Origin of the sequence: Gordonia alkanivorans NBRC 16433 (genome assembly GCF_000225505.1) — a bacterium.
In the GTDB taxonomy this organism is placed as follows: Bacteria; Actinomycetota; Actinomycetes; order Mycobacteriales; family Mycobacteriaceae; genus Gordonia; species Gordonia alkanivorans.
On sequence record NZ_BACI01000006.1, the window covers coordinates 1 to 19,097 of the forward strand.

Genomic DNA, 19,097 nt, shown 5'->3' on the forward strand with positions numbered 1-19,097 from the left:
AAAGAGGAGACCTTCATGTGGGACTCATTCTGGGACTTCATCTGGTACACCATCGTCATCTTCGCGTTCGTCGCGTACCTGATCGTCCTGTGGCACATCATCACCGACCTGTTCCGTGACAAGAAGGCGTCGGGGTGGCAGAAGGCGGTCTGGGTGGTCTTCCTGATCATCTTCCCGTACATCACTGCGATCGTGTACCTGCTGGCGAAGGGCAAGGGTATGGCCGAACGTCAGCGCGAGGCCTTCACCGAGGCCAAGCAGGCGTCGGACGAGTACATCAAGTCGGTGGCGGGAACCTCTCCGACCCAGCAGATCACCGAGGCGAAGGCTCTCCTCGACTCCGGTGCCATCACCCCCGAAGAGTTCGAGCACCTCAAGGCGAAGGCTCTCGGCGGAGCGGCTTGAGTCACGCTACGGTCGGGTGACACCGACCTGACGACGACCTGGAGCCGCGGTGATCGGATACCTGTGTAAACGCATCGCGGCCTGGGCTGTCCTCGTCTTCCTCGCAACCAATCTGACCTATTTCCTGGCCACCTGGTTCCTCGACCCCCGATCCAATTACGCCGTCCGGCGACCCCCGTTGCCGGAGAGCGTCGTCGACGCCACGCTGTCCTCCCACAACCTCAACGACAAGACCCCGCTGGTCGAACGTTGGTGGAACTGGCTGACCGGCGTGGTGTTGCACTGGGATTGGGGGTCGACGCCGGTCGGTGAGAGCGTCAACAGCGAGATCGGTTTCCGGCTGGTCTCCTCGGTGCAGCTGCTCGCCGCCGCCACAGTCATCTCCACCCTGCTGGGTATCGCCCTGGGCGTCTACACGGCCCTCCGCCAGTACAAGCTCGCCGACCGTGCGTGGCAGTTCATCTCGATAGCGATGATCAACCTGCCGGTTCCCGTCGTCGGCCTGGGCATCGTGCTCGCCGCCATCTCGCTCAATCAGTCCCTCGGCCACAGCGTCGTCTACGTCTCCGGGGCCGCCAGCGTGGGGGTCGAGGGCTTCTTCCCGGTGCTGCTGGACCGCATCCAGCACCTCATCCTCCCGACCATCACCCTGGTCGTGATCCAGTACGCCGGACTGCATCTGCTCCAGCGTTCGATGGTGCTCGACACCATCAACGCCGACTATGTCCGCACGGCACGTGCGAAGGGACTCACCCGTGGGGTGGCGGTTCGACGACATGCGTTGCGCACGGCCATCATCCCGGTTGCGGTCGGCATCGCCTTCGCGATCCCCACGGTGTTCACCGGCGCGGTCCTCACCGAGACCATCTTCGGCTGGGAGGGGATGGGCCGGTACTTCGTCACCTCGATCAACACCAACGACATCCACGGCGTCGTCGCCGTCGCCGCATTCGGTGCCCTGGCCACCGCGGTCGGTGCGATCCTCGCCGACCTCGCCGTGGTCTACCTCGATCCGAGAGTCCGGGTGAGCTGAGATGGCGATGATGCCGCCGGAACCGCGCGGGCCGCAGTCCGGTCACCTCGACGCGACCGCCCCGATCATGGGTGAGACAGGCGGTGTCCTCGACGAATCGGACACCGCGTCGGCGCCACTGGCCCGGCGGCGCAGCGGCCGGGTCAAGATCTTCGCCAGACGGTACGCGCGCAACCGGTCCGCGCTGCTGGGCCTGGCCATCTTCGTCCTGCTCGTGCTGTTCGGCGTCTTCGGCGGACTGTTCACCGCGTACTCCTACACCGACACCGATTTCCTGGCGATCGGCTTCCCGCCGTCGACGCACGGGTCGGATGGCGCCCACTGGTTCGGTACCAACGACGCCGGCAACGATCTGTACGCGCAGGTGGTGCACGGACTCCAACGTTCGCTGACGATCGCCCTGGCCGTGTCGATCGGGACGACCGCGATCGCCGCGTTCCTCGGCGGGCTCGCCGCCTACTTCGGCGGTTGGGTGCAGCGCGTCGTGCTGGGCGTCGTCTACCTGCTCCTCGTGGTGCCGACGTTCCTCATCCTCGCCCTGGTCTCCAACAGCACCGGTGGTGACTGGCGGTGGTTGATCGTCGTGCTCATCGCGTTCGGCTGGATGATGCTGGCGCGCGTGATCCATTCCCTGGCGCTGACCGTCCGCGAGCGCGACTATGTCGCCGCCGCAAAGTATCTGGGCGTGTCCCCGGTGACCATCATCCTCCGGCACATCCTGCCCAACATCGCGTCGTTGCTGGTCATCAACTTCGCCCTCGGCGTGGTGGCCGCGGTGCTCGCCGAGACCGGGCTGTCGTTCCTCGGGTTCGGTGTGAAGATCCCCGACGTCACCCTCGGCTCACTGCTGCAGGCGGGTGCCGGGACGCTGGCCGCGTCGCCGTGGCTGTTCTGGTTCCCCGCGGCCGCGCTGGCGCTCCTCACGGTCTCGATGGCGCTCATCGCCGATGGCCTGCGCGACGCCTTCGACCCTTCGTCGAGTGGAGGTGCCCGTCGATGACGAATCCCGATGCGGTGCTGACGGTCCGGGACCTGACAGTGGATTTCGGCAGCGAGGCAGGCGTCGTCGCCGCCGTCCGCGGTCTCGACTTCGACCTGCGGGCCGGCCGGACCACCGCCATCGTCGGCGAATCCGGATCAGGGAAATCGGTGTCGGCACTGGCGGTTTCGGGACTGCTACCGGACAGTGCGCACATCAGCGGATCGGTCGCACTGCGGGGTCGAGAACTGATCGGGTTGTCGGACAAGAAGATGTCCGCGGTCCGGCGTTCGGAGATCGCGATGGTCTTCCAGGACCCGCTGTCGTCGCTGACCCCGGTGTTCACCGTGGGAGCGCAGATCTCCGAGGCGCTGCGGGCCCATCAGTCCATCACCGCCAAACAGGCCTGGTCGCGCTCGGTCGAACTGCTCGACCTGGTCGGGATCGGCGATCCGCAGCGACGCGCCAGGGCTTTTCCGCACGAGTTGTCCGGCGGGATGCGGCAGCGTGTGATGATCGCGATGGCGATCGCCAACGACCCGTCGGTGATCATCGCCGACGAACCGACCACCGCGCTCGACGTGACCATCCAGGCACAGATCCTCGATGTGCTGGCCACGGCGCGACGGGAGAGCGGCGCCGCGATGCTGTTGATCACGCACGATCTCGGCGTCGTCGCGGGTCATGCCGACGATGTAGTGGTGATGTACGCCGGGCGGGCGGTGGAGACCGCCGACGTCGACACGCTCTTCGGCGGACCGCGGATGCCGTACACGATCGGATTGCTGGGAGCGGTGCCGCGGGTGGACCATCGGACCGATGCGCTCATCCCCATCCCGGGGACGCCTCCGCTTCTCATCGACGTGGCAGACCGATGTCAGTTCGCGCCACGGTGTCCCGTCGCGATCGATGACTGCCGCGGTAGCGAACCGGCGCTGGCGGAGGTGGCCGGCGGCCACCGGGCGGCGTGTATCCGCGTGGAGGAGATCGACGGCGACGGCCGGATCAGTGGTGAGCCGGTGTTCCCGCCGCCCGGTGTGCCGGCGGCGTCGCCGGCAGTGACCGACCGGCAGGAACGTGCGACCGTCCTCGATGTGGTGGACATGACCAAGGTCTTCCCGCTGACGAGCGGTTTCCTCAAGCGTCGGGTGGGTTCGGTGCGGGCCGTCAACGGGATCAGCTTCGACATCCGGAGCGGTGAGTCGATGGCCCTCGTCGGGGAGTCGGGCAGCGGCAAGTCGACGACTCTGCTGGAGATCATGGACTTCGCGCAGCCCGAGGGCGTCGTCCGGATCGGCGGGGTGGACCCGGCGGCGGTCCGTTCACGCGAGGCCCGCGCGTTGCGCCAGAAGACGTCGATCGTCTTCCAGGACCCGTCGGATGCGCTCGACCCTCGGTTCACCGCCTTCGACATCATCGCCGAACCGCTTCGCGCGCTGGGGGTCCCGAGAGCGGAGACGGAGGAGAGGGTCACGGGTCTCATGCGGCGCGTCGGGCTGGATCCCGTTCACGCCGACCGTTTCCCCGCCGCCTTCTCCGGCGGCCAGCGACAACGTCTCGCCATCGCGCGGGCACTCGCCACCGACCCCGATCTGATCGTCCTCGACGAGCCGCTGTCGGCCCTCGACGTCTCCGTGCAGGCGGACGTCGTCAACCTGATCCGCCACCTCCAAGCCGACGGCGACGTGGCGTATCTGGTTGTCGCCCACGATCTCTCCGTGGTCCGACATCTCGCCGACCGCGTCGCGGTGATGTATCTGGGTTCGATCGTGGAGTCAGGGCCCACCGAGGCGGTCTTCGCCGAACCCGCGCATCCCTACACCCGGGCACTCTTGTCGGCAGTGCCCATTCCGGACCCGCGCGTCGAACGCGAGCGGCAGCGCATCGTCCTGACCGGCGAACAGCCCAGTGCGACAGACGAGATCGTCGGATGCAGTTTCACCACCAGATGCCCGTTGCACGCCCGGCTCGGCGAGGAGCGTCGCGAGCGGTGTCGGACGGTCGTACCCCTACTGCGGCCGACGGATCAGCACGGTGCTCCTGCTGTCGACCACAGAGCGGCATGCCATTTCCTGGAGGTGGACCGGTGAAGCGCTGGTCGGTGATCATCGCCGCCATGGCCGTGACCATCGCCTGCATCACCGGTTGCGGTGCCGCGATCGACACCGGGGCGGTGAAGACCGAAGGAGCCTCGCTCAACCTGCAACCTCGGGAGAATCTCGAGGACGGCGGCAGTCTCACGACCGTGCTCGCGGAGGTATCGGCCCAGTGGAACACCTTCCACGCCGACGGCAACGCCTACACCCTGGCCTTGTGGCGCTGGTACAACCCGGTGCTCGCCTACTTCTCGCCGGACGGGCAGTACGCGCCGAATCCCGACTACCTCACCGACGTCCGTACCGAGGTCGTCGGCCGGGACACCGTGGTCACCTACACCATCAACCCGAAGGCCTTCTTCAACGACGGCACACCGATCGACTACCGCGCCTTCGTCGAGACCTGGCGCACGAGCCGGGGCATCGACGATCGCTACATCGTCAGCTCCACCGACGGGTACAGCCAGATCGCCTCGGTCACCCGCGGCGCCGACGACCGTGAGGTCGTCGTGCGCTTCGACGGCGTCTACGCCTGGCCCGACGGCCTGTTCAACGTCGTGCTCCACCCGAAGGCCGCCGATCCCGACGTCTACAACGAGGGCTATGTCCGGAAGCCGCATCCCGAATGGGGCGCCGGACCGTTCATGATCGCCTCCTACGACGCCGACAACGGGACCGTCGTCTTCGAACGAAATCCCAAGTGGTGGGGAAAACCCGGCAAACTCGACCGACGGATCTTCCGGCAGATGGAGTCCCAGGCGGCGCTCAACGCCTTCCAGAACGGCGAGATCGACGCGACCGGGGTGGCCGCCAAAGACGCGCGCGCGCGGGCACTCACGATGAACGGCATCGACATTCGCACCGCGGCCGCACCGCAGCATTCGTTGCTGGTGCTCAACCTCGACACCCCGATCCTGTCCGATCGGCGCGTCCGTGAGGCCGTGCTCTCCGCCGTCGACCGGGAGACGCTGTCGCGCATCAGGTTCACCGGCCTCAACTACACGGAGGAACTCCCCGGTTCGTTGTCGCTGTACCCGTTCCAACCGGGATACGAGGACAACCTGTCGGACGTGTTGTCCTACGACCCGGTGAAAGCCGAGGAACTGCTCGACCGGTCGGGGTGGACCGAGGGTGGGGACGGCATCCGCAGCAAGGACGGGAGACGGCTGTCGCTGGAGTTGCCCAACATCGGCGACGACACCACAACCCAGAACCTGTCACGCGCGCTCCAGGCGATCCTGAAGAAGGTGGGCGTCGACCTCGCTGTCCGCCAACGCCCGTCGGCCGACTTCTCACAGGTGGTGGTCAACAAGGAGTTCGACGTGCTCCTGCTCGGCTTCTCGTCGAGCGACCCCTTCGGCATGGCCTACTTCTGTCAGGTGTGGTGCATGGGGTCCCAGCTGAACCCCGCCGGTGCCGGGTCCCCGGAACTCGACGCACAGATCCGTGCGATGTCGAGGATCGGCGACCCGATGGCCCAGATCAAGGCGGGGAACGAACTCGAGCGCGAGGCCTTCGCGCAGTTCTCCAACCTTCCCCTCTTCAACGGTCCGTCCATGGTCGCGGTGAAGGAAGGGCTCGCCAATTACGGAGCGGGACAGTTCTACGTCGGTCCCATCGAGGACATCGGCTGGGAGAAGTAGGTCCGCGGGACCGAAGTGCGTATCGGCGAGATCGTTCGCTCGGCGGTGCGTCAGTAGGGGCCGCTCACCCGCCACAGCGGGTTCACCGGGCCGTGGCCGGCGCCGAGCGGATAGGCGGCGGCCAGGCCGCGGGTGACCCACTTCTTCGCGAAGCAGACTGCGTCGGGCACCGAATAGCCGTGTGCCAGGGCGCAGGTGATCGCCGCGGCGAGGGTGTCACCCGCGCCGTGGTCGTGGGCGGTGTCGATGCGCTCGTGGTTGAGCTCGATGAACTCCGCGCCGTCGTAGAGCAGGTCGGGGGAGTGGTCGCTCGACCGCAGGTGGCCTCCCTTGACGAGCGCCCACGCGGGTCCGAGATCGAACAGCGCCTTCGCTGCGTCGCGCTGGGAGCCGGTGTCGACGACGTCGATGCCGGTGATGAGGCGCACCTCGTCGAGGTTGGGTGTCACCACCGTCGCCAGCGGGAAGAGGTTGTCGCGCAGGGTGTCCAGGGCGGAGTCGGCGAGTAGTTGATTCCCGTGCATCGAGGCGCACACCGGGTCGACGACCAGCGGCGAGGAACCGTCGCGACCGATACCGCTCGCCGAGCACTGCGCGACGACGGCGTCGATGATCGGTGCAGACGCCAGCATGCCGGTCTTGGCGGCGCCTACGCCGATGTCGTCGGCGACCGTGGCGATCTGGGCGGCGACGGTCTCCGGTGCGATCTCCTGGAAACCGGTGACGCCCAGCGAGTTCTGCACGGTGACCGCGGTGACCGCGACACAGCCGTGCAGGCCGAGCAGCGCGAAGGTGCGCATGTCGGCCTGGATGCCGGCACCACCGCCGGAATCCGATCCGGCGATGGTCATCACGCGGACCGGGGTCTCTCCCGGTGCTGCGACGGGCAGCAACTCGACGTCGGTCACGCAGAACCTCCGGGACCGGTTTCGAGCGGCAGGTACACACGGTTGCCCGCCTCGGCGAACTCGGCCGACTTCGCCGCCATCCCTTCGGCGATCTTGCGGTCGATGTCTTCGGCGGTCACCAGGTTGTTCTCCTCCGCGTAGGCGCGCACGTCGGCGGAGATCCGCATCGAGCAGAACTTGGGACCGCACATCGAGCAGAAGTGCGCGGTCTTCGCAGGCTCGGCCGGCAGGGTCTCATCGTGATACTCGCGGGCGGTGTCCGGGTCGAGGGCGAGGTTGAACTGGTCGACCCAGCGGAACTCGAAGCGCGCCTTGCTCAATGCGTCATCACGTTCCTGCGCCCGCGGATGTCCCTTCGCGAGATCCGCCGAGTGGGCCGCGATCTTGTAGGTGATGACGCCGACCTTCACGTCGTCCCGGTCGGGCAGCCCGAGGTGCTCCTTGGGTGTCACGTAGCAGAGCATGGCCGTGCCCGCCTGGGCGATCATCGCCGCGCCGATCGCGGAGGTGATGTGGTCGTAGGCGGGTGCGATGTCGGTGGCGAGGGGGCCGAGCGTATAGAACGGCGCCTCCTCGCAGAGTTCTTCTTCGAGACGCACGTTCTCGACGATCTTGTGCATCGGGATGTGTCCCGGGCCCTCGATCATCACCTGCACGCCATGGGATTTCGCGATGGAGGTCAGTTCGCCGAGGGTGCGCAGTTCGGCGAACTGGGCCTCGTCGTTGGCGTCGGCGATCGACCCCGGACGCAGTCCGTCGCCGAGGGAGAAGGTGATGTCGTAGCGGCGGAAGATCTCGCACAGTTCGTCGAAGTGCGTGTACAGGAACGATTCTTCGTGGTGCGCCAGGCACCAGGCGGCCATGATCGATCCGCCCCGCGAGACGATGCCGGTGACCCGCCGGGCGGTCAGCGGCACATAGCGGAGAAGCACTCCGGCATGCACCGTCATGTAGTCGACACCCTGCTCGGCCTGCTCGATCACGGTGTCGCGGTATATCTCCCACGTGAGAGCGACGGGATCGCCGTTCACCTTCTCGAGGGCCTGGTAGATCGGCACGGTCCCGACGGGGACGGGGGAGTTGCGCAGAATCCACTCCCGGGTGGTGTGGATGTCGGCGCCGGTGGACAGGTCCATGATGGTGTCGGCGCCCCATCGGGTGGCCCACACCATCTTCTCGACCTCGTCCGCGATCGAACTGCGCACCGCAGAATTGCCGATGTTCGCATTGATCTTCACCGCGAACCGCTTGCCGATGATCATCGGCTCCGACTCCGGATGACGATGGTTGGCCGGGATGACGGCGCGGCCGATGGCCACCTCGGAGCGGACCAGGTCGGGGTCGACGCCCTCCCGTGCCGCGATGAACCGCATCTCATCGGTGACGATCCCCGCTCGCGCCCAGGCGAGTTGGGTGCTCGCGCCGTCGACGGGTTCCGGGCGGTGCCACGCGTCCCGGGTCGGTGGCAGGCCGCGCTCCACGTCGATCACGGCATCGGGGTCGGTGTACGGCCCGGAGGTGTCGTAGACGTCGAGGTGCTCACCGTTCGTCAGGTGGATTCGGCGCTGCGGTACACGGAGGTGATCGACGGAGAGGTAGTGCTTGGAGCTGCCCTCGATCGGCCCGGTGGTCAGACCGCCGTCTGTGAATGTCGCAGTGGTGGGTGCGGTGGATACACGTGTGCCCATGATGGTTCTCCCTACGCCGGCATTACCCGGACAGGTTCGAGCGGTCGGCGACCGCCCGTCGCCATCTCAGCCCTCGGTCATCGTGAGAGCCCCCGCGTGTGTGATTGTGTTGCGTTCGCCACCCTACAACGTCGGTCAACACCTGACGATGCGCCCAGATGCTCACTGCACCGGATCACCGGGAGGTCTCGGCAGTTACGGAACCGTAAGGTAGGGTGTGACCCTAGTCACAGGGGCCCTTGCGTCGAGCCGCGACGTCCTGCCGGTGACCCGCCACAGTGATCACGTGAGGAGATGTAGGTGTTACGCAAGAACCGGCATCGGCCGCCGCAGTCGGCGCGATCCATTCTGCAGCAGATCGCTCAGGTGGTGCACAATCCCGACCGCGAGAGGTTCGAACTCTGGGTCGCGGGGGATCTCGTCGGGGTGCTCGGCTACTCGATCGAGACTGTCGACGGTCAGACCACCATCACCGTTCTGCACACGGTTCTCTACGACGAATACAGCGGTCACGGGCTCGCCACCCGTCTCACCCGGACGGTCATCCACTTCGCCCGGGAGCGCAACGCGCGGCTTCGGCCGGTGTGCTCGTTCACCAAGAACTATCTCGACCATCACCCGGGGATCGTCGAGCTCGCGCCGGTGTGACCAGGCGGCTTCCGCGCGCCCGCGGTGCCGCTTGCCGGCGTTGGCGTTCTTGTACGCCAGGGTGACCCGCGGTCGAGGTTTTGTACCCTCGGGCGACGACCTTGCGTGCCGATGCGGACGTATTGTTCGGCGGTGATCCCGCCCGGTTGTCGGGCCGACTGCTGCCACGGAAGCGAGAACGATGACCGAGACGGTCGAGTCCCTGTACAACCTCATCGACGGACAATGGGTCGACGGCGAGGACGCGCCCTTTACCAGCGACAGTCCCGGTGACCCGAACGTCGTCGTGGCCGTGGGGCGTCGGGCGAGCATCCGCCAACTCGACGCCGCGGTCACCGCGGCCGGACGCAGCCTGGCCGAGTGGTCACGCCTGTCCACGCACGAACGCGGTGGGGTACTCGTGCAGGCTGCCGGCGTCCTGGAGCGCAATGCCGAGGAATGGGGCGCGGAACTCGCCCGCGAGGAGGGCAAGACGCTCGCCGAGGGTATCGGCGAGGTGCGGCGCGCCGCGCAGATCCTCCGCTACTACGGCGCCGACGGCGACCGCGAGGCCGGCGAGGTGTACTCGTCACCGCGCAAGGGTGAGCGAATCCTGGTGACGCGCAAACCGATCGGCACCATCGGTGTCATCACTCCGTTCAACTTCCCGATCGCGATCCCGGCGTGGAAGATCGCGCCGGCCCTCGTCTACGGCAACACCGTGGTGTGGAAGCCGGCCGGCACCGTTCCGCTGCTCGCGTTCCGTTTGGCGAGGCCCTGACCGAAGCCGGGCTCCCCGCCGGCGTAGTGAATCTGACGTTCGGCGACCGTGAGATCGGCGACGCCATCGTCCATCACACCGGCATCGACGCCATCACCTTCACCGGGTCGACCGGGGTCGGACGCGGTATCGCGGCCGCCGGCGCCGCGCGCGGCGTGCCGGTGCAGGCCGAGATGGGTGGCAAGAACGCCGCGATCGTCCTCGGTGACGCCGACCTCGACCTGGCGGTCCAGCAGATCCTGTTGGGAGCGTCGTCGGTGATCCCTTGGACCCCTCCACCGAGATGGGTCCGGTGATCACGGCCCCTGCTCGTGACACCATCAGGGCCGGCATCCTTCGCGCAGTCGAGCAGGGTGCGACCGTGCTCACCGGAGGTGACCAGCCGCCCGTAGGTATCCCCGAAGACGGATACTTCTTGTCCCCGACGATCCTGGAACTACCGTCCACGGACCTCGACGTGTGGCGCGACGAGCTCTTCGGTCCGGTCCTGGCGGTGGTCCGTGTGCCCTCGGTCTCCGAGGCGTTCCGGGTGGCCGGCGACGGCGAGTACGGGTTGTCCGCTGCACTTTTCACGCAGGATCTCACCCGTGCACTGGAGGCGGTCGACGACCTCGACGTCGGTATCCTGCACGTCAATTCGGAGTCGGCGGGCGCCGATCCCCATGTACCGTTCGGCGGAGCCAAGAAAAGCGGGTACGGGCCCAAAGAGCAGGGACGTTCGGCGCGCGAGTTCTTCACCCACACCACCACGGTCTACCTCCGTGGTGGCGCGCCGCGCATCTGACGGCCGTCGACACCGACGACCGTGCGTCAATCGGTCTCGAGGACGTCGAGGAGTTCGCGCGCTTTGACCGCTATCCACAGCTCGACCCGGACCTCGGCCGAGTCGAGGTCGCGGCCGAGGAGTTGGCCGACCTTGGCCATCCGACTCCGCATGGTGTGTCGGTGTACGCCCAATTCCCTTGCGGCGCTCTCGATGTGTGCGTCGTTCCGGAGCCAGGTCCGTAGCGCGGTGACGAGATCCACCGACGAACCGTGTGCGGCGTCGTAATCCTCGAGTGGTCCCAGGACGATTCGCGACATCGCGGACAGTTCGCCGGGTGACCGTCCACCGAACAACATCGAGAAGGTACCCGTGTCCGAGAAGTCGACGACCGTCTCCTGCGTCGGGCCGAGGTGGAGGGCGGCCCTGGCCTGGCGGAGGCTCACGGCGGTTTCGGCGATCACGGCGGTCCCGCCTCGCCCGGCCCGCAGCGTCCGTTCCAGCCGGGCGCCGAGCCGCGCGACGAGTTCGACAACCCAGTCCCGTCCGCGGTCGTCGGACACGACGAGCAGCAGACCCTCCCGTATCGGCGACAAGAGGTACGGAACTGATTGCCGTGTGATCACATCGGCCGTTTCCCGAAGAGCCGGCAACGCCGGCCCGACGTTCGTCACCGTGATTGCGACGACGCGGGTGTCCTCGTCGAAGCCGAAGTACCGCAGCAGGCCCGCGTCGAGTTCGGGACCGAGGTTCACGAGTGCTTGCGTCACGACCGTCCGGAGCCGCTGTTCGGCGTCGAGCACCTTCGCCGGCTTGCCCAGTTCGATCGACAGCAAGGCCATCGCGTGGGCCACGAGGAGTCGTTCCTCCGGCTGCAACGCCGCCGGCGACGCCACCGCCAGATATCCATGCGGCTCCCGGGCGACGGACACGCTCTGCACGAGGTACGTGGCGTGTTCGTCGGCGAAGGCAGAGCCGGCCTGTCGGCGGCGTCCCGAACCGCGTGACACCGAACGCGCATGTTCGAGTGCTCGCCCCGCGTCAGGACCGTGGACCGAGAGTGCCCCGCCCTCGGCGTCGACGAGGACGACCGAGCACGAGAGGGCACGCCCGAGGGCGGTGACCAGATGCGGTATGCCGCCGCGGAGAAGATCGCGGGCGAACTTGTCCTGCTGGTCGACGACCTGCTGCACCGCGCGCACCCGGTCGGCGGTCAGATCGTCGATCACGGCGCGGGTGACCGCGATGAACGGAGTGTGCGGTGGCACTGCGAGGACAGGCAGACCCAGTGCGTCGCCGGCGGCCCGGATGCCGTCAGGGACCGCGTCGAAGGTCATGCCGGTGTCGACGGCGAGTGCCGCCGCCCGCGCCCGCACCAGGCGGGTCACGTAGTCGAACTGTTCGGAGTCGGAAGGTCCGATCGCCAGGCCCGTGGTCATCACCAGTTCACCGCCGGTGATCCAGGGAGCGGGATCGGCGAGTTCGATGGCGTGTGCCCACTCGATGACCCGATCGGCGCCAGAGTGACCTGCCACCAGCGTCAGGCCCAGGTCGGCGTTCTGGGACAGGCGCTGCACGGTCAGCGCCACGGCGACTCACTCCTCACAGGTCAGCGGACGTTCGACACCCGTCCGCAGGTGCGTCAAAGCATAGCGAGGGTGCCGGGTGTCGAGGTCATCCCGCTGTGGACACCAGCTGCTCTCGTAAGACCTTCTTGTCGATCTTGCCGACGGCGGTGACGGGGAGGGTCCGGATGACGCGGACCACGTCGGGCAGTTTGAACGATGCGAGGCCGCGGTCCGCGAGGAACATGCGCAGCGTGGCCAGTTCGAGCGGTTGGGCCGGCGGATGGTCATGGGAGAGCACGACCGCGGCGCAGATCTTCTCGCCCAGTGCGTCGTCGGGAAGCCCGACCACCGCGACCTGGCGTACCGATGGGTGCGCGAGCAGGTTCTCCTCGACGTCGTCGGCGGCCACGTTCTCGCCCGCCCGGACGATGGTGTCCTTGATGCGACCGGTCACGGAGAGATGCCCCGACGGCAGCCGGGTCACCTTGTCGCCCGACCGGTAGAAGCCGTCGGGGGTGAAGGACTTCTCGTTGTGCGCGTCGGCCCGGTAGTACCCGCGGATCGTGTACGGGCCGCGCACCAGCAGCTCGCCTTCTTCGCCGTCGGGAACGTCCACGCCCTCCTCGTCGACGACGCGCACCTCGTCGAACTCCGACATCGGCGAGCCCTGGACCTCGTGGACGAGGTTCCGCGGCTCGTCGGGCCTGGTGTAGCAGATGAGGCCCTCGGCCATGCCGAACACCTGCTGAACCACGTCGCCGAGCGCTTCGTCGAGGGCGACGGCGTCCGGGTGGGCGAGCTTGGCGCCGCCGACCTGCAGGAGTCGCAGCGAGCTGATGTCCGCGGGCTCCCACTCGGTCGCCGCGCACCACAGCTGTGCGAGGGCGGGGACCAGGGCGGTCACCGTCACGCGGTGACGTTCGATGAGGTCGAAGGTGTTGTCGGGGCTCGGGTTGTCGGTGAAGACGACGTGGCCGCCTACCCCGAAGACGCCGAGGATGCCCGGGCAGCACAGCGGGAAGTTGTGGGCCGCCGGCAATGCGACGAGATAGGTGTCGTCGGCGGTCAGCTTCGCGACCTCGGCCGACAGTCGTGCGTTCAGGTCGTAGTCGTCGTGCGTGCGCGCGATCAGTTTGGGCAGGCCGGTGGTGCCGCCCGAGACCAGGAAAAGGGCCGGGAGGTCGGAGTTCGGCGAGGCCGGGAGGTCGACCGATGCGGGATCCGCGTCGGGTGCGGTCGCGAACGGACCGGGATCGCCGGAGACGAACACTTGCGTGACGGCCGGGACGCGGGACTGCAGCTCGGTGGCGAGGTCCCGGAAGTCGAAGCCGCGTCGCCCGTCCTCACCGATGTAGGCGACGGCCCCGGCACCGGCGGCGAGATGTGCGATCTCGGTGATCCGGTGTGCGGGCAGGGTCATGACGGGGGCGACGCGCGCGCGGAGCAGGCCGAGCAGATTCACGACGAACTCGAGCGAGTTGTTCTGCTGGAGGACGACGCGCTCTCCGGGGCGGAGTCCGGCCGCGACGAATCCGGCCGCTCGACGCAGCGAGGCCTCGCGCAGTTCGGAGTAGGTGAGCGTCCGCGGCCCGTCGATCGAGGCATCGGTGACGGCCGGGGCATCGGGGGTGCTCTCGGCACTGGCGTCGAAGCCGGCGAACAGTGGGAGTCCGCGGAACAGTTCGGCGTCGCGGTAGCGGGCTGCCTGGGCGTCGGCGTACGGGGTGAAACCGTCGAGCAGGTCGGTCGCGTGGTCCAGAGGCGTCGGCATGGGACCCATTCAAACACAGGCAGGGTAGGGTATCCTTACCGGTCGGTCTGGTGGTGTGATCCACGCCATCGACTCGCCAAAACATTTGCTTAGGCTGTCCTAAAATCCCTAGGATTACTGGTGCTGCCGCCCACGACCGGAGGACAAGGACATGTCGCTGACGACCGACTCGCCGACATCGAGGCTCGATGCCGCGGACCTCGGCCTCGAGGGCGCCGCCGGCCTGAACGCTCCGACGACGCGGTTCGCCGACGCGGACGCCGCCCGGATCTCGGCGGCCTGGGCGGGTTCCGGCGAGTTCGGCGACCATGTCGTCTACGAGCGCAGCGGTCGCTGGACCTTCGCTGCCGGCGTTCACGTGCGAGTGGTGGTCACACGTGGTGAGGTCATCGTCGACGACCATGGGCGCCGGTCGACCACCGCATGGCACGGTGACCCGGCCGACGCACTGGCCGCGGCGACGGAGTCGCTGTCGATCCCCGACTGGCGCCTCTACGGGTGGGTCGGTTTCGACTTCTGCGCGCCGTACCACGGCATCCTCGACCGCGTTCCCGACGACACGGTGCTCGCGCATCTGATCGTTCCCGAGTTCGAGGCGTTCGTCGACGCGGACGGGGTGGACACCGGCACCGCCGATTCCGACCGAGCTCGTCGTCTCCTCGAGATCGCCGCCACGGCAGGTGATCCCGGGGCGTCGCGCCCCGTCGACGTGCGGGTTGACACCGAGGACTACCGCGGCCGCGTCGCGGCCGCCGTCTCCGAGATCGCGGCCGGTCGCTACCAGAAGGTCATCCTCTCCCGCGCGGTGGACATCCCCTTCGCGGTCGACATCCCCGCCACCTATGCCCGCGGCCGTGCGGACAACACGCCGGCTCGCTCCTATCTGCTGTCGCTCGGCGATCTCGCGGCCGCCGGGTTCAGTCCCGAACTCGTGGTCGCGGTGCACTCCGACCGCACCGTGGTCACCGAACCCCTCGCCGGGACAAGGGCTTTCGGGGTGTCCGCCGACGACGACGCGGCCGCTCGGGCCGAACTTCTCGGCGACGCCAAAGAGGTTGCCGAACATGCGATGTCGGTGCGCGCCTGCTATGACGAGATCGCCTCGATCTCGGCCGCCGAGACGACCGCGGTCAGCACGTTCATGGAGGTGCGTGAGCGCGGCAGCGTCCAGCACCTGGCGTCGACCGTGAAGGGAACCCTCGCGGAGGGGGAATCTCCCTGGCGTGCACTCGAAGTCGTCTTCCCGTCGATCACCGCTTCGGGAGTACCCAAGACCGCGGCCGTCGACGCCATCGACCGGCTCGAGTCCCGGCGTCGCGGGCCGTACTCCGGTGCGGTCCTCGTCGCGTCGTCGTCGGGGGAACTCGAGGCAACCCTCGCGTTGCGCACCGTCTTCTCGTCCGGGGGCGCGGCATGGTTGCGGGCGGGCGCCGGCATCGTCGCGCAGTCGACGCCGGAGCGTGAGTTCGAGGAGACCTGCGAGAAGCTGGGCAGCGTCGCCCCGTACGTCATCCCGCGCTGACCGGCCGTTACGTTCGAACCACCACCGATCCCATCAGGAGCCATCACATGTCCGACAACATCACCGAAGCGCTGCACGGCATCCTCACCGAGGACCTCGACCTCGCGCTCGGCCACGTCACCCGCGACTCGCGGCTCATCGACGACCTGGGCCTGGACTCGGTGGCGTTCGCCATCGGCGTCGTCGCGATCGAGGAGCGTCTGGGTGTGAAGCTCTCCGAACGCGAGCTCTTCGAGTCGAAGACGGTCGGCGATCTCGAAGACCTGGTCCGCGCGAAGGCCGGGACACCGGCCTGAACCGGGTGGGACGCGAGTCGGGGCGGGGGATGAGTGTGGACACCGGAGTGCAGTCGTACGCCGAACTGCTCGACGACGCGTTCGACGAGAAGGTCACCGCGTGGACGGCACAGGCCGAGAACGATCATCGATTCCCTCGGCCGCTCCTCGAACACCTCGGCGAGGCCGGGGTTTTCACCCGCAAGTGGGAGGATCGCAAACTCACCGACCTGCACGACCACTTCGCGCTCGGCCGTCATCTCGGATCGCTCGGTTCGGCTGCGATCGGTGTCGGCGTCAGCCTGCACGATTCGGCGATCGCCATCCTCCGCCGCTTCGGCCGCAACGACTTCCTGAAAGACCTCGCGCAGCGGGCGATGACCACCGATGCCGTCCTGTGCATCGGCGCCTCCGAGGAACAGGGCGGCTCGGATCTCCAGAACTCGGAGACACGCATCTTCGCCGAGGGTGGCGGATACCGGGTCGTCGGAGCCAAGAAGTTCGTCTCGCTCTCGCCCATCGCCGACTACATGCTGGTCGTCTGCCGCAGCATCGAGGACGGCGACGAGAACGGCGCCGACACCGGGGGCAACGTGGCGCTGGCCGCCGTGCCGATCGACCAGGTCCGGGTCGGCGCGCCCTACACGAAGCTGGGCGCCGGTCCCCTCGACACCGCGCCGGTCACCATCGACACCTGGATCCCCGAGGAGGCGCTGATCGCCCGCCCGGGAACGGGTCTGGCGATTATCAGCTGGGGCCTCGCGCACGAACGCTATTCGGTCGCCGCGCAGATCGCGGCCGCATGCGACGTGATGCTCGGTGTGACGCTCGCCCGCATGATGGACCGCACCCAGTTCGGCAAGAAGCTCTACGACCATCAGGCACTCCGCCTGCGGATCGCCGGTCTGCAATCCCGCGTCGACGTGCTGAGCTACTCGCTCGACGGCGTCGCCGCCGGGGGAAAGATCAACCTGCGCACCGCGGCTGCGCTCAAGGCCACCGCGGCCAACCTGGGCGAAGAGGTCGCCTCGGAATGCCTGCACATCTTCGGCGGGATCGGCTATCTCGAGGCCGAGACGCCGATCGGACGCTGGTGGCGCGACATGAAACTCGCGCGCGTCGGCGGCGGCACCGACGAGGTGTTGTGGGAACTGGTCGCGGCGGCCATGAAACCCGACACCGAGCGTTACCAGCTACTCTTCTCCGGTTCTTCCACCCAGGCGCCCTGAGCGTCCTTCATCCAGGCGGTCATCGATGAACAACACTGTCACTGCTCCGGCCGACGCTCGCGTCACCGAGCTGGCACCCCCGGACCACACCTACCTGCACATGGACACCGACAGTCGGCCCATGCACTGGTCGATGTTCCTCCAACTCGACACGGGTGGAACGCTTCTCGGCATCGACGAGGTCCGTGCGCGCGTCCGTGACCGGGGCCGGCTGTTCGAGATCTTCCGGCTGGGCGTCAAGAACGGCCGATGGCGGAAACCCGAGGTGGTGCTCGCCGACGAGAAGTGGGATGCGGGCGCCCACGTCTCGGAACTCGGCTTCACCGACCGCGAGCACCTGCAGCGACGTGTCTCCAAACTCCTGGAGACGCCGTTGCCGCGTCCGCGCCCGTTCTGGGACATCACACTGTTCACGCCCTCCGCGGGCGCCGAGGGGGTCGGTCAGTGGGTCCTGCTTCGCGTGCACCACAGCATCTCCGACGGCATCGCCGGCGCGGCCTTCGCGGCACTGCTCGCCGACGGTGAGCCCGAGGACCTCGCCGAGTTCGAGCGCTTCGCCACCAGCCCGCGATTCCACATCAGCGGCATCGACCCGGAGAAGCTGGGTGAGGCCAAGGCGGCGTTCAACGACCAGCATGCGGCCGGCGGGGGCAAGAAGCGCGCCTGGCCGAGCCTGACGAAGTCGGGGCGTCGTGAACATGCGCTGTTCAGCACGTCCACCCGCGCCCTGCGCAAGGCGGCCAAGGCCAACGACTCCACCGTGCACGAGTTCGTCCTCGGGGCCATCGGCCGCGCGCTGAGCATCGACCCGCCCGCGTCGCCGCAGGCCGAGGTCCTCCGCGTGACCCTGCCGGTGACCCTCGACCAGGAGTTCCGGCACACCGGCAATGCGGTCTCGGTGGCACTGCTCAACCTGCCCGGCAACGAAACCGACCTGTCGCAGCAGATCGGCCGGGCACGCAGTGAGCTGGCGACGATCGCCGAGCGTCGGCCCGAGCTCTACCTCGCCGCGGCCGATGACCTGCCGCGGGCGCCGCTCTGGGGCCTGCAGCGGGCGATCGTGAACGCCTCGATGGGTCACATGCATCCGGACATCCACATCGGGATCAATCCCGGCTTCTCCCGGGTTCGGTCGGTCCTGGGCAGGTCCATCGTGAGCTTGACGCCGCTGTCGCCGCTGGCCGGTTACTCCTTCTCGGTGACCGTGCTGATCCTCGGCAACACGACGTCCTTCGGCATCGTCACCGACGCCCAGGCACTCCCCGGCTACGCGCAGAAGTTCGTGGAGACGTTCGACAAGGTCCTCACCGAGGCCCTACCGTCGGCGTGAAGAAGAGGCGAGCTTAGGCTTGCCTAGGCAGTCGTTCCCCGACGGGGACGATCCAGACCGTGGAGACGCGCAACCAGGCGTTGCACGGCACAAGTGAACGACATACAGCAGAAAACACGGAGAACACCATGCAGAACGATGTCGGCTACCAGGACCCGGCTTACGTGGATGAGACCCACGAACCGGTGGCGGGTCCGGAGAAGCGCTCGGGTGGGATCAACATCCCGACCGTGCTGGCATCGGCAGGTGTTGCGGCGGTGATCTCGGCGATCATCGTCACCATCGGTGTGGTCGGTCTGATGGTCGGCGACCGCAACGACTCGGCGAACGCGGCCCAGCCGACCGTCGTGAACCTCGGTTCCGCGCAGACACCGCAACAGCAGCAGGGCTTGGTGGGTCCGGCCGCCAACCAGCCGCCGGCTGCCGCGCCCGGTGAGCCCGCCCCGGCCGTGGCGCCCGCACCCGCGGTGACCGAGAAC

The 19,097-nt window shown here is 67.8% G+C and carries 14 protein-coding genes, 2 pseudogenes and 1 riboswitch; of the genes and pseudogenes, 12 read left to right on the plus strand and 4 right to left on the minus strand.

Going from position 1 to position 19,097, the window contains the following annotated elements; genetic code table 11:
- Positions 1-15 precede the first annotated feature (15 nt).
- Genes GOALK_RS01100 through GOALK_RS01120 form a run of 5 tightly spaced genes read left to right on the plus strand, consistent with a single transcriptional unit; the run spans position 16 to position 6,156 of the window.
- Positions 16-405 carry an SHOCT domain-containing protein gene (locus tag GOALK_RS01100; protein ID WP_040003911.1) on the plus strand — a complete coding sequence of 130 codons (390 nt, stop codon included), beginning with the start codon at positions 16-18 and terminating at the stop codon, positions 403-405.
- A 49-nt stretch (positions 406-454) separates the two neighbouring features.
- Positions 455-1,438, plus strand: a complete 984-nt coding sequence (locus GOALK_RS01105) for an ABC transporter permease (RefSeq protein ID WP_006356934.1) — start codon at positions 455-457, stop codon at positions 1,436-1,438.
- A gap of 1 nt (position 1,439) precedes the next feature.
- Positions 1,440-2,438: an ABC transporter permease gene (locus tag GOALK_RS01110; RefSeq protein ID WP_006356935.1), complete on the plus strand. Its 999-nt coding sequence runs from the start codon at positions 1,440-1,442 to the stop codon at positions 2,436-2,438.
- Entirely contained in the window at positions 2,435-4,507 is a 2,073-nt protein-coding gene (locus GOALK_RS01115) for a dipeptide ABC transporter ATP-binding protein (RefSeq protein ID WP_006356936.1), read from the plus strand. The genes GOALK_RS01110 and GOALK_RS01115 overlap by 4 nt, the downstream gene beginning before the upstream one ends.
- On the plus strand, positions 4,504-6,156 hold the full coding sequence (locus tag GOALK_RS01120; RefSeq protein WP_006356937.1) for an ABC transporter family substrate-binding protein: 1,653 nt from the start codon (positions 4,504-4,506) through the stop codon (positions 6,154-6,156). Before GOALK_RS01115 ends, GOALK_RS01120 begins: the two co-directional genes overlap by 4 nt.
- Before the next feature lie 50 nt (positions 6,157-6,206).
- Here the strand turns inward: GOALK_RS01120 and thiD are convergent, their stop codons facing one another.
- Both thiD and thiC read right to left on the minus strand, forming a co-directional pair.
- Positions 6,207-7,064, minus strand: coding sequence for a bifunctional hydroxymethylpyrimidine kinase/phosphomethylpyrimidine kinase (gene thiD / locus GOALK_RS01125; protein WP_006356938.1), 858 nt, complete (start codon positions 7,062-7,064; stop codon positions 6,207-6,209).
- Positions 7,061-8,752: a phosphomethylpyrimidine synthase ThiC gene (thiC, locus tag GOALK_RS01130; RefSeq protein WP_006356939.1), complete on the minus strand. Its 1,692-nt coding sequence runs from the start codon at positions 8,750-8,752 to the stop codon at positions 7,061-7,063. Before thiC ends, thiD begins: the two co-directional genes overlap by 4 nt.
- A riboswitch (TPP riboswitch) is annotated at positions 8,744-8,858 on the minus strand. Its footprint overlaps the gene before it by 9 nt.
- Positions 8,859-9,052: 194 nt before the next feature.
- Here thiC and GOALK_RS01135 point away from each other — a divergent pair.
- Together GOALK_RS01135 and GOALK_RS01140 are read left to right on the plus strand one after the other, a co-directional pair.
- Positions 9,053-9,400 (plus strand): GNAT family N-acetyltransferase, encoded by a 348-nt coding sequence (locus GOALK_RS01135; protein ID WP_006356940.1) that lies wholly within the window; start codon positions 9,053-9,055, stop codon positions 9,398-9,400.
- A 181-nt stretch (positions 9,401-9,581) separates the two neighbouring features.
- Positions 9,582-10,944, plus strand: a pseudogene (locus GOALK_RS01140) (aldehyde dehydrogenase family protein).
- Positions 10,945-10,970: 26 nt separating this feature from the next.
- Here the strand turns inward: GOALK_RS01140 and GOALK_RS01145 are convergent.
- Positions 10,971-12,512 (minus strand): PucR family transcriptional regulator, encoded by a 1,542-nt coding sequence (locus GOALK_RS01145; protein ID WP_006356944.1) that lies wholly within the window; start codon positions 12,510-12,512, stop codon positions 10,971-10,973.
- Positions 12,513-12,597: 85 nt separating this feature from the next.
- Positions 12,598-14,262, minus strand: a complete 1,665-nt coding sequence (locus GOALK_RS01150) for a (2,3-dihydroxybenzoyl)adenylate synthase (RefSeq protein WP_035755295.1) — start codon at positions 14,260-14,262, stop codon at positions 12,598-12,600.
- Between the two features lie 151 nt (positions 14,263-14,413).
- On the opposite strand from GOALK_RS01150, the gene GOALK_RS01155 reads away from it, so the two are divergent.
- The 5 genes and pseudogenes from GOALK_RS01155 to GOALK_RS23785 all read left to right on the plus strand — a co-directional run.
- On the plus strand, positions 14,414-15,784 hold the full coding sequence (locus GOALK_RS01155) for a salicylate synthase (protein ID WP_006356946.1): 1,371 nt from the start codon (positions 14,414-14,416) through the stop codon (positions 15,782-15,784).
- A gap of 47 nt (positions 15,785-15,831) precedes the next feature.
- Positions 15,832-16,080, plus strand: a complete 249-nt coding sequence (locus GOALK_RS01160) for an acyl carrier protein (RefSeq protein WP_006356947.1) — start codon at positions 15,832-15,834, stop codon at positions 16,078-16,080.
- A 29-nt stretch (positions 16,081-16,109) separates the two neighbouring features.
- Complete coding sequence (locus GOALK_RS01165; protein ID WP_006356948.1) at positions 16,110-17,288, plus strand: acyl-CoA dehydrogenase family protein; 1,179 nt, start codon at positions 16,110-16,112, stop codon at positions 17,286-17,288.
- A gap of 25 nt (positions 17,289-17,313) precedes the next feature.
- A complete protein-coding gene (locus GOALK_RS01170; protein ID WP_006356949.1) occupies positions 17,314-18,618 on the plus strand; it encodes a wax ester/triacylglycerol synthase domain-containing protein in 1,305 nt (434 codons plus the stop codon).
- 128 nt (positions 18,619-18,746) lie between these two features.
- Positions 18,747-19,097, plus strand: a pseudogene (locus GOALK_RS23785) (hypothetical protein); the annotation flags it as partial.

What these genes read in the sequence shown, in the direction of transcription:
- GOALK_RS01100 (WP_040003911.1), top strand. Translation starts at nt 16, where the DNA reads ATGTGGGACTCATTCTGGGACTTCATCTGGTACACCATCGTCATCTTC.
- GOALK_RS01110 (WP_006356935.1), top strand. Translation starts at nt 1,440, where the DNA reads ATGGCGATGATGCCGCCGGAACCGCGCGGGCCGCAGTCCGGTCACCTC.
- GOALK_RS01115 (WP_006356936.1), top strand. Translation starts at nt 2,435, where the DNA reads ATGACGAATCCCGATGCGGTGCTGACGGTCCGGGACCTGACAGTGGAT.
- thiC (WP_006356939.1), bottom strand. Translation starts at nt 8,752, where the DNA reads ATGGGCACACGTGTATCCACCGCACCCACCACTGCGACATTCACAGAC.
- GOALK_RS01150 (WP_035755295.1), bottom strand. Translation starts at nt 14,262, where the DNA reads ATGCCGACGCCTCTGGACCACGCGACCGACCTGCTCGACGGTTTCACC.
- GOALK_RS01155 (WP_006356946.1), top strand. Translation starts at nt 14,414, where the DNA reads ATGTCGCTGACGACCGACTCGCCGACATCGAGGCTCGATGCCGCGGAC.
- GOALK_RS01160 (WP_006356947.1), top strand. Translation starts at nt 15,832, where the DNA reads ATGTCCGACAACATCACCGAAGCGCTGCACGGCATCCTCACCGAGGAC.
- GOALK_RS01165 (WP_006356948.1), top strand. Translation starts at nt 16,110, where the DNA reads ATGAGTGTGGACACCGGAGTGCAGTCGTACGCCGAACTGCTCGACGAC.
- GOALK_RS01170 (WP_006356949.1), top strand. Translation starts at nt 17,314, where the DNA reads ATGAACAACACTGTCACTGCTCCGGCCGACGCTCGCGTCACCGAGCTG.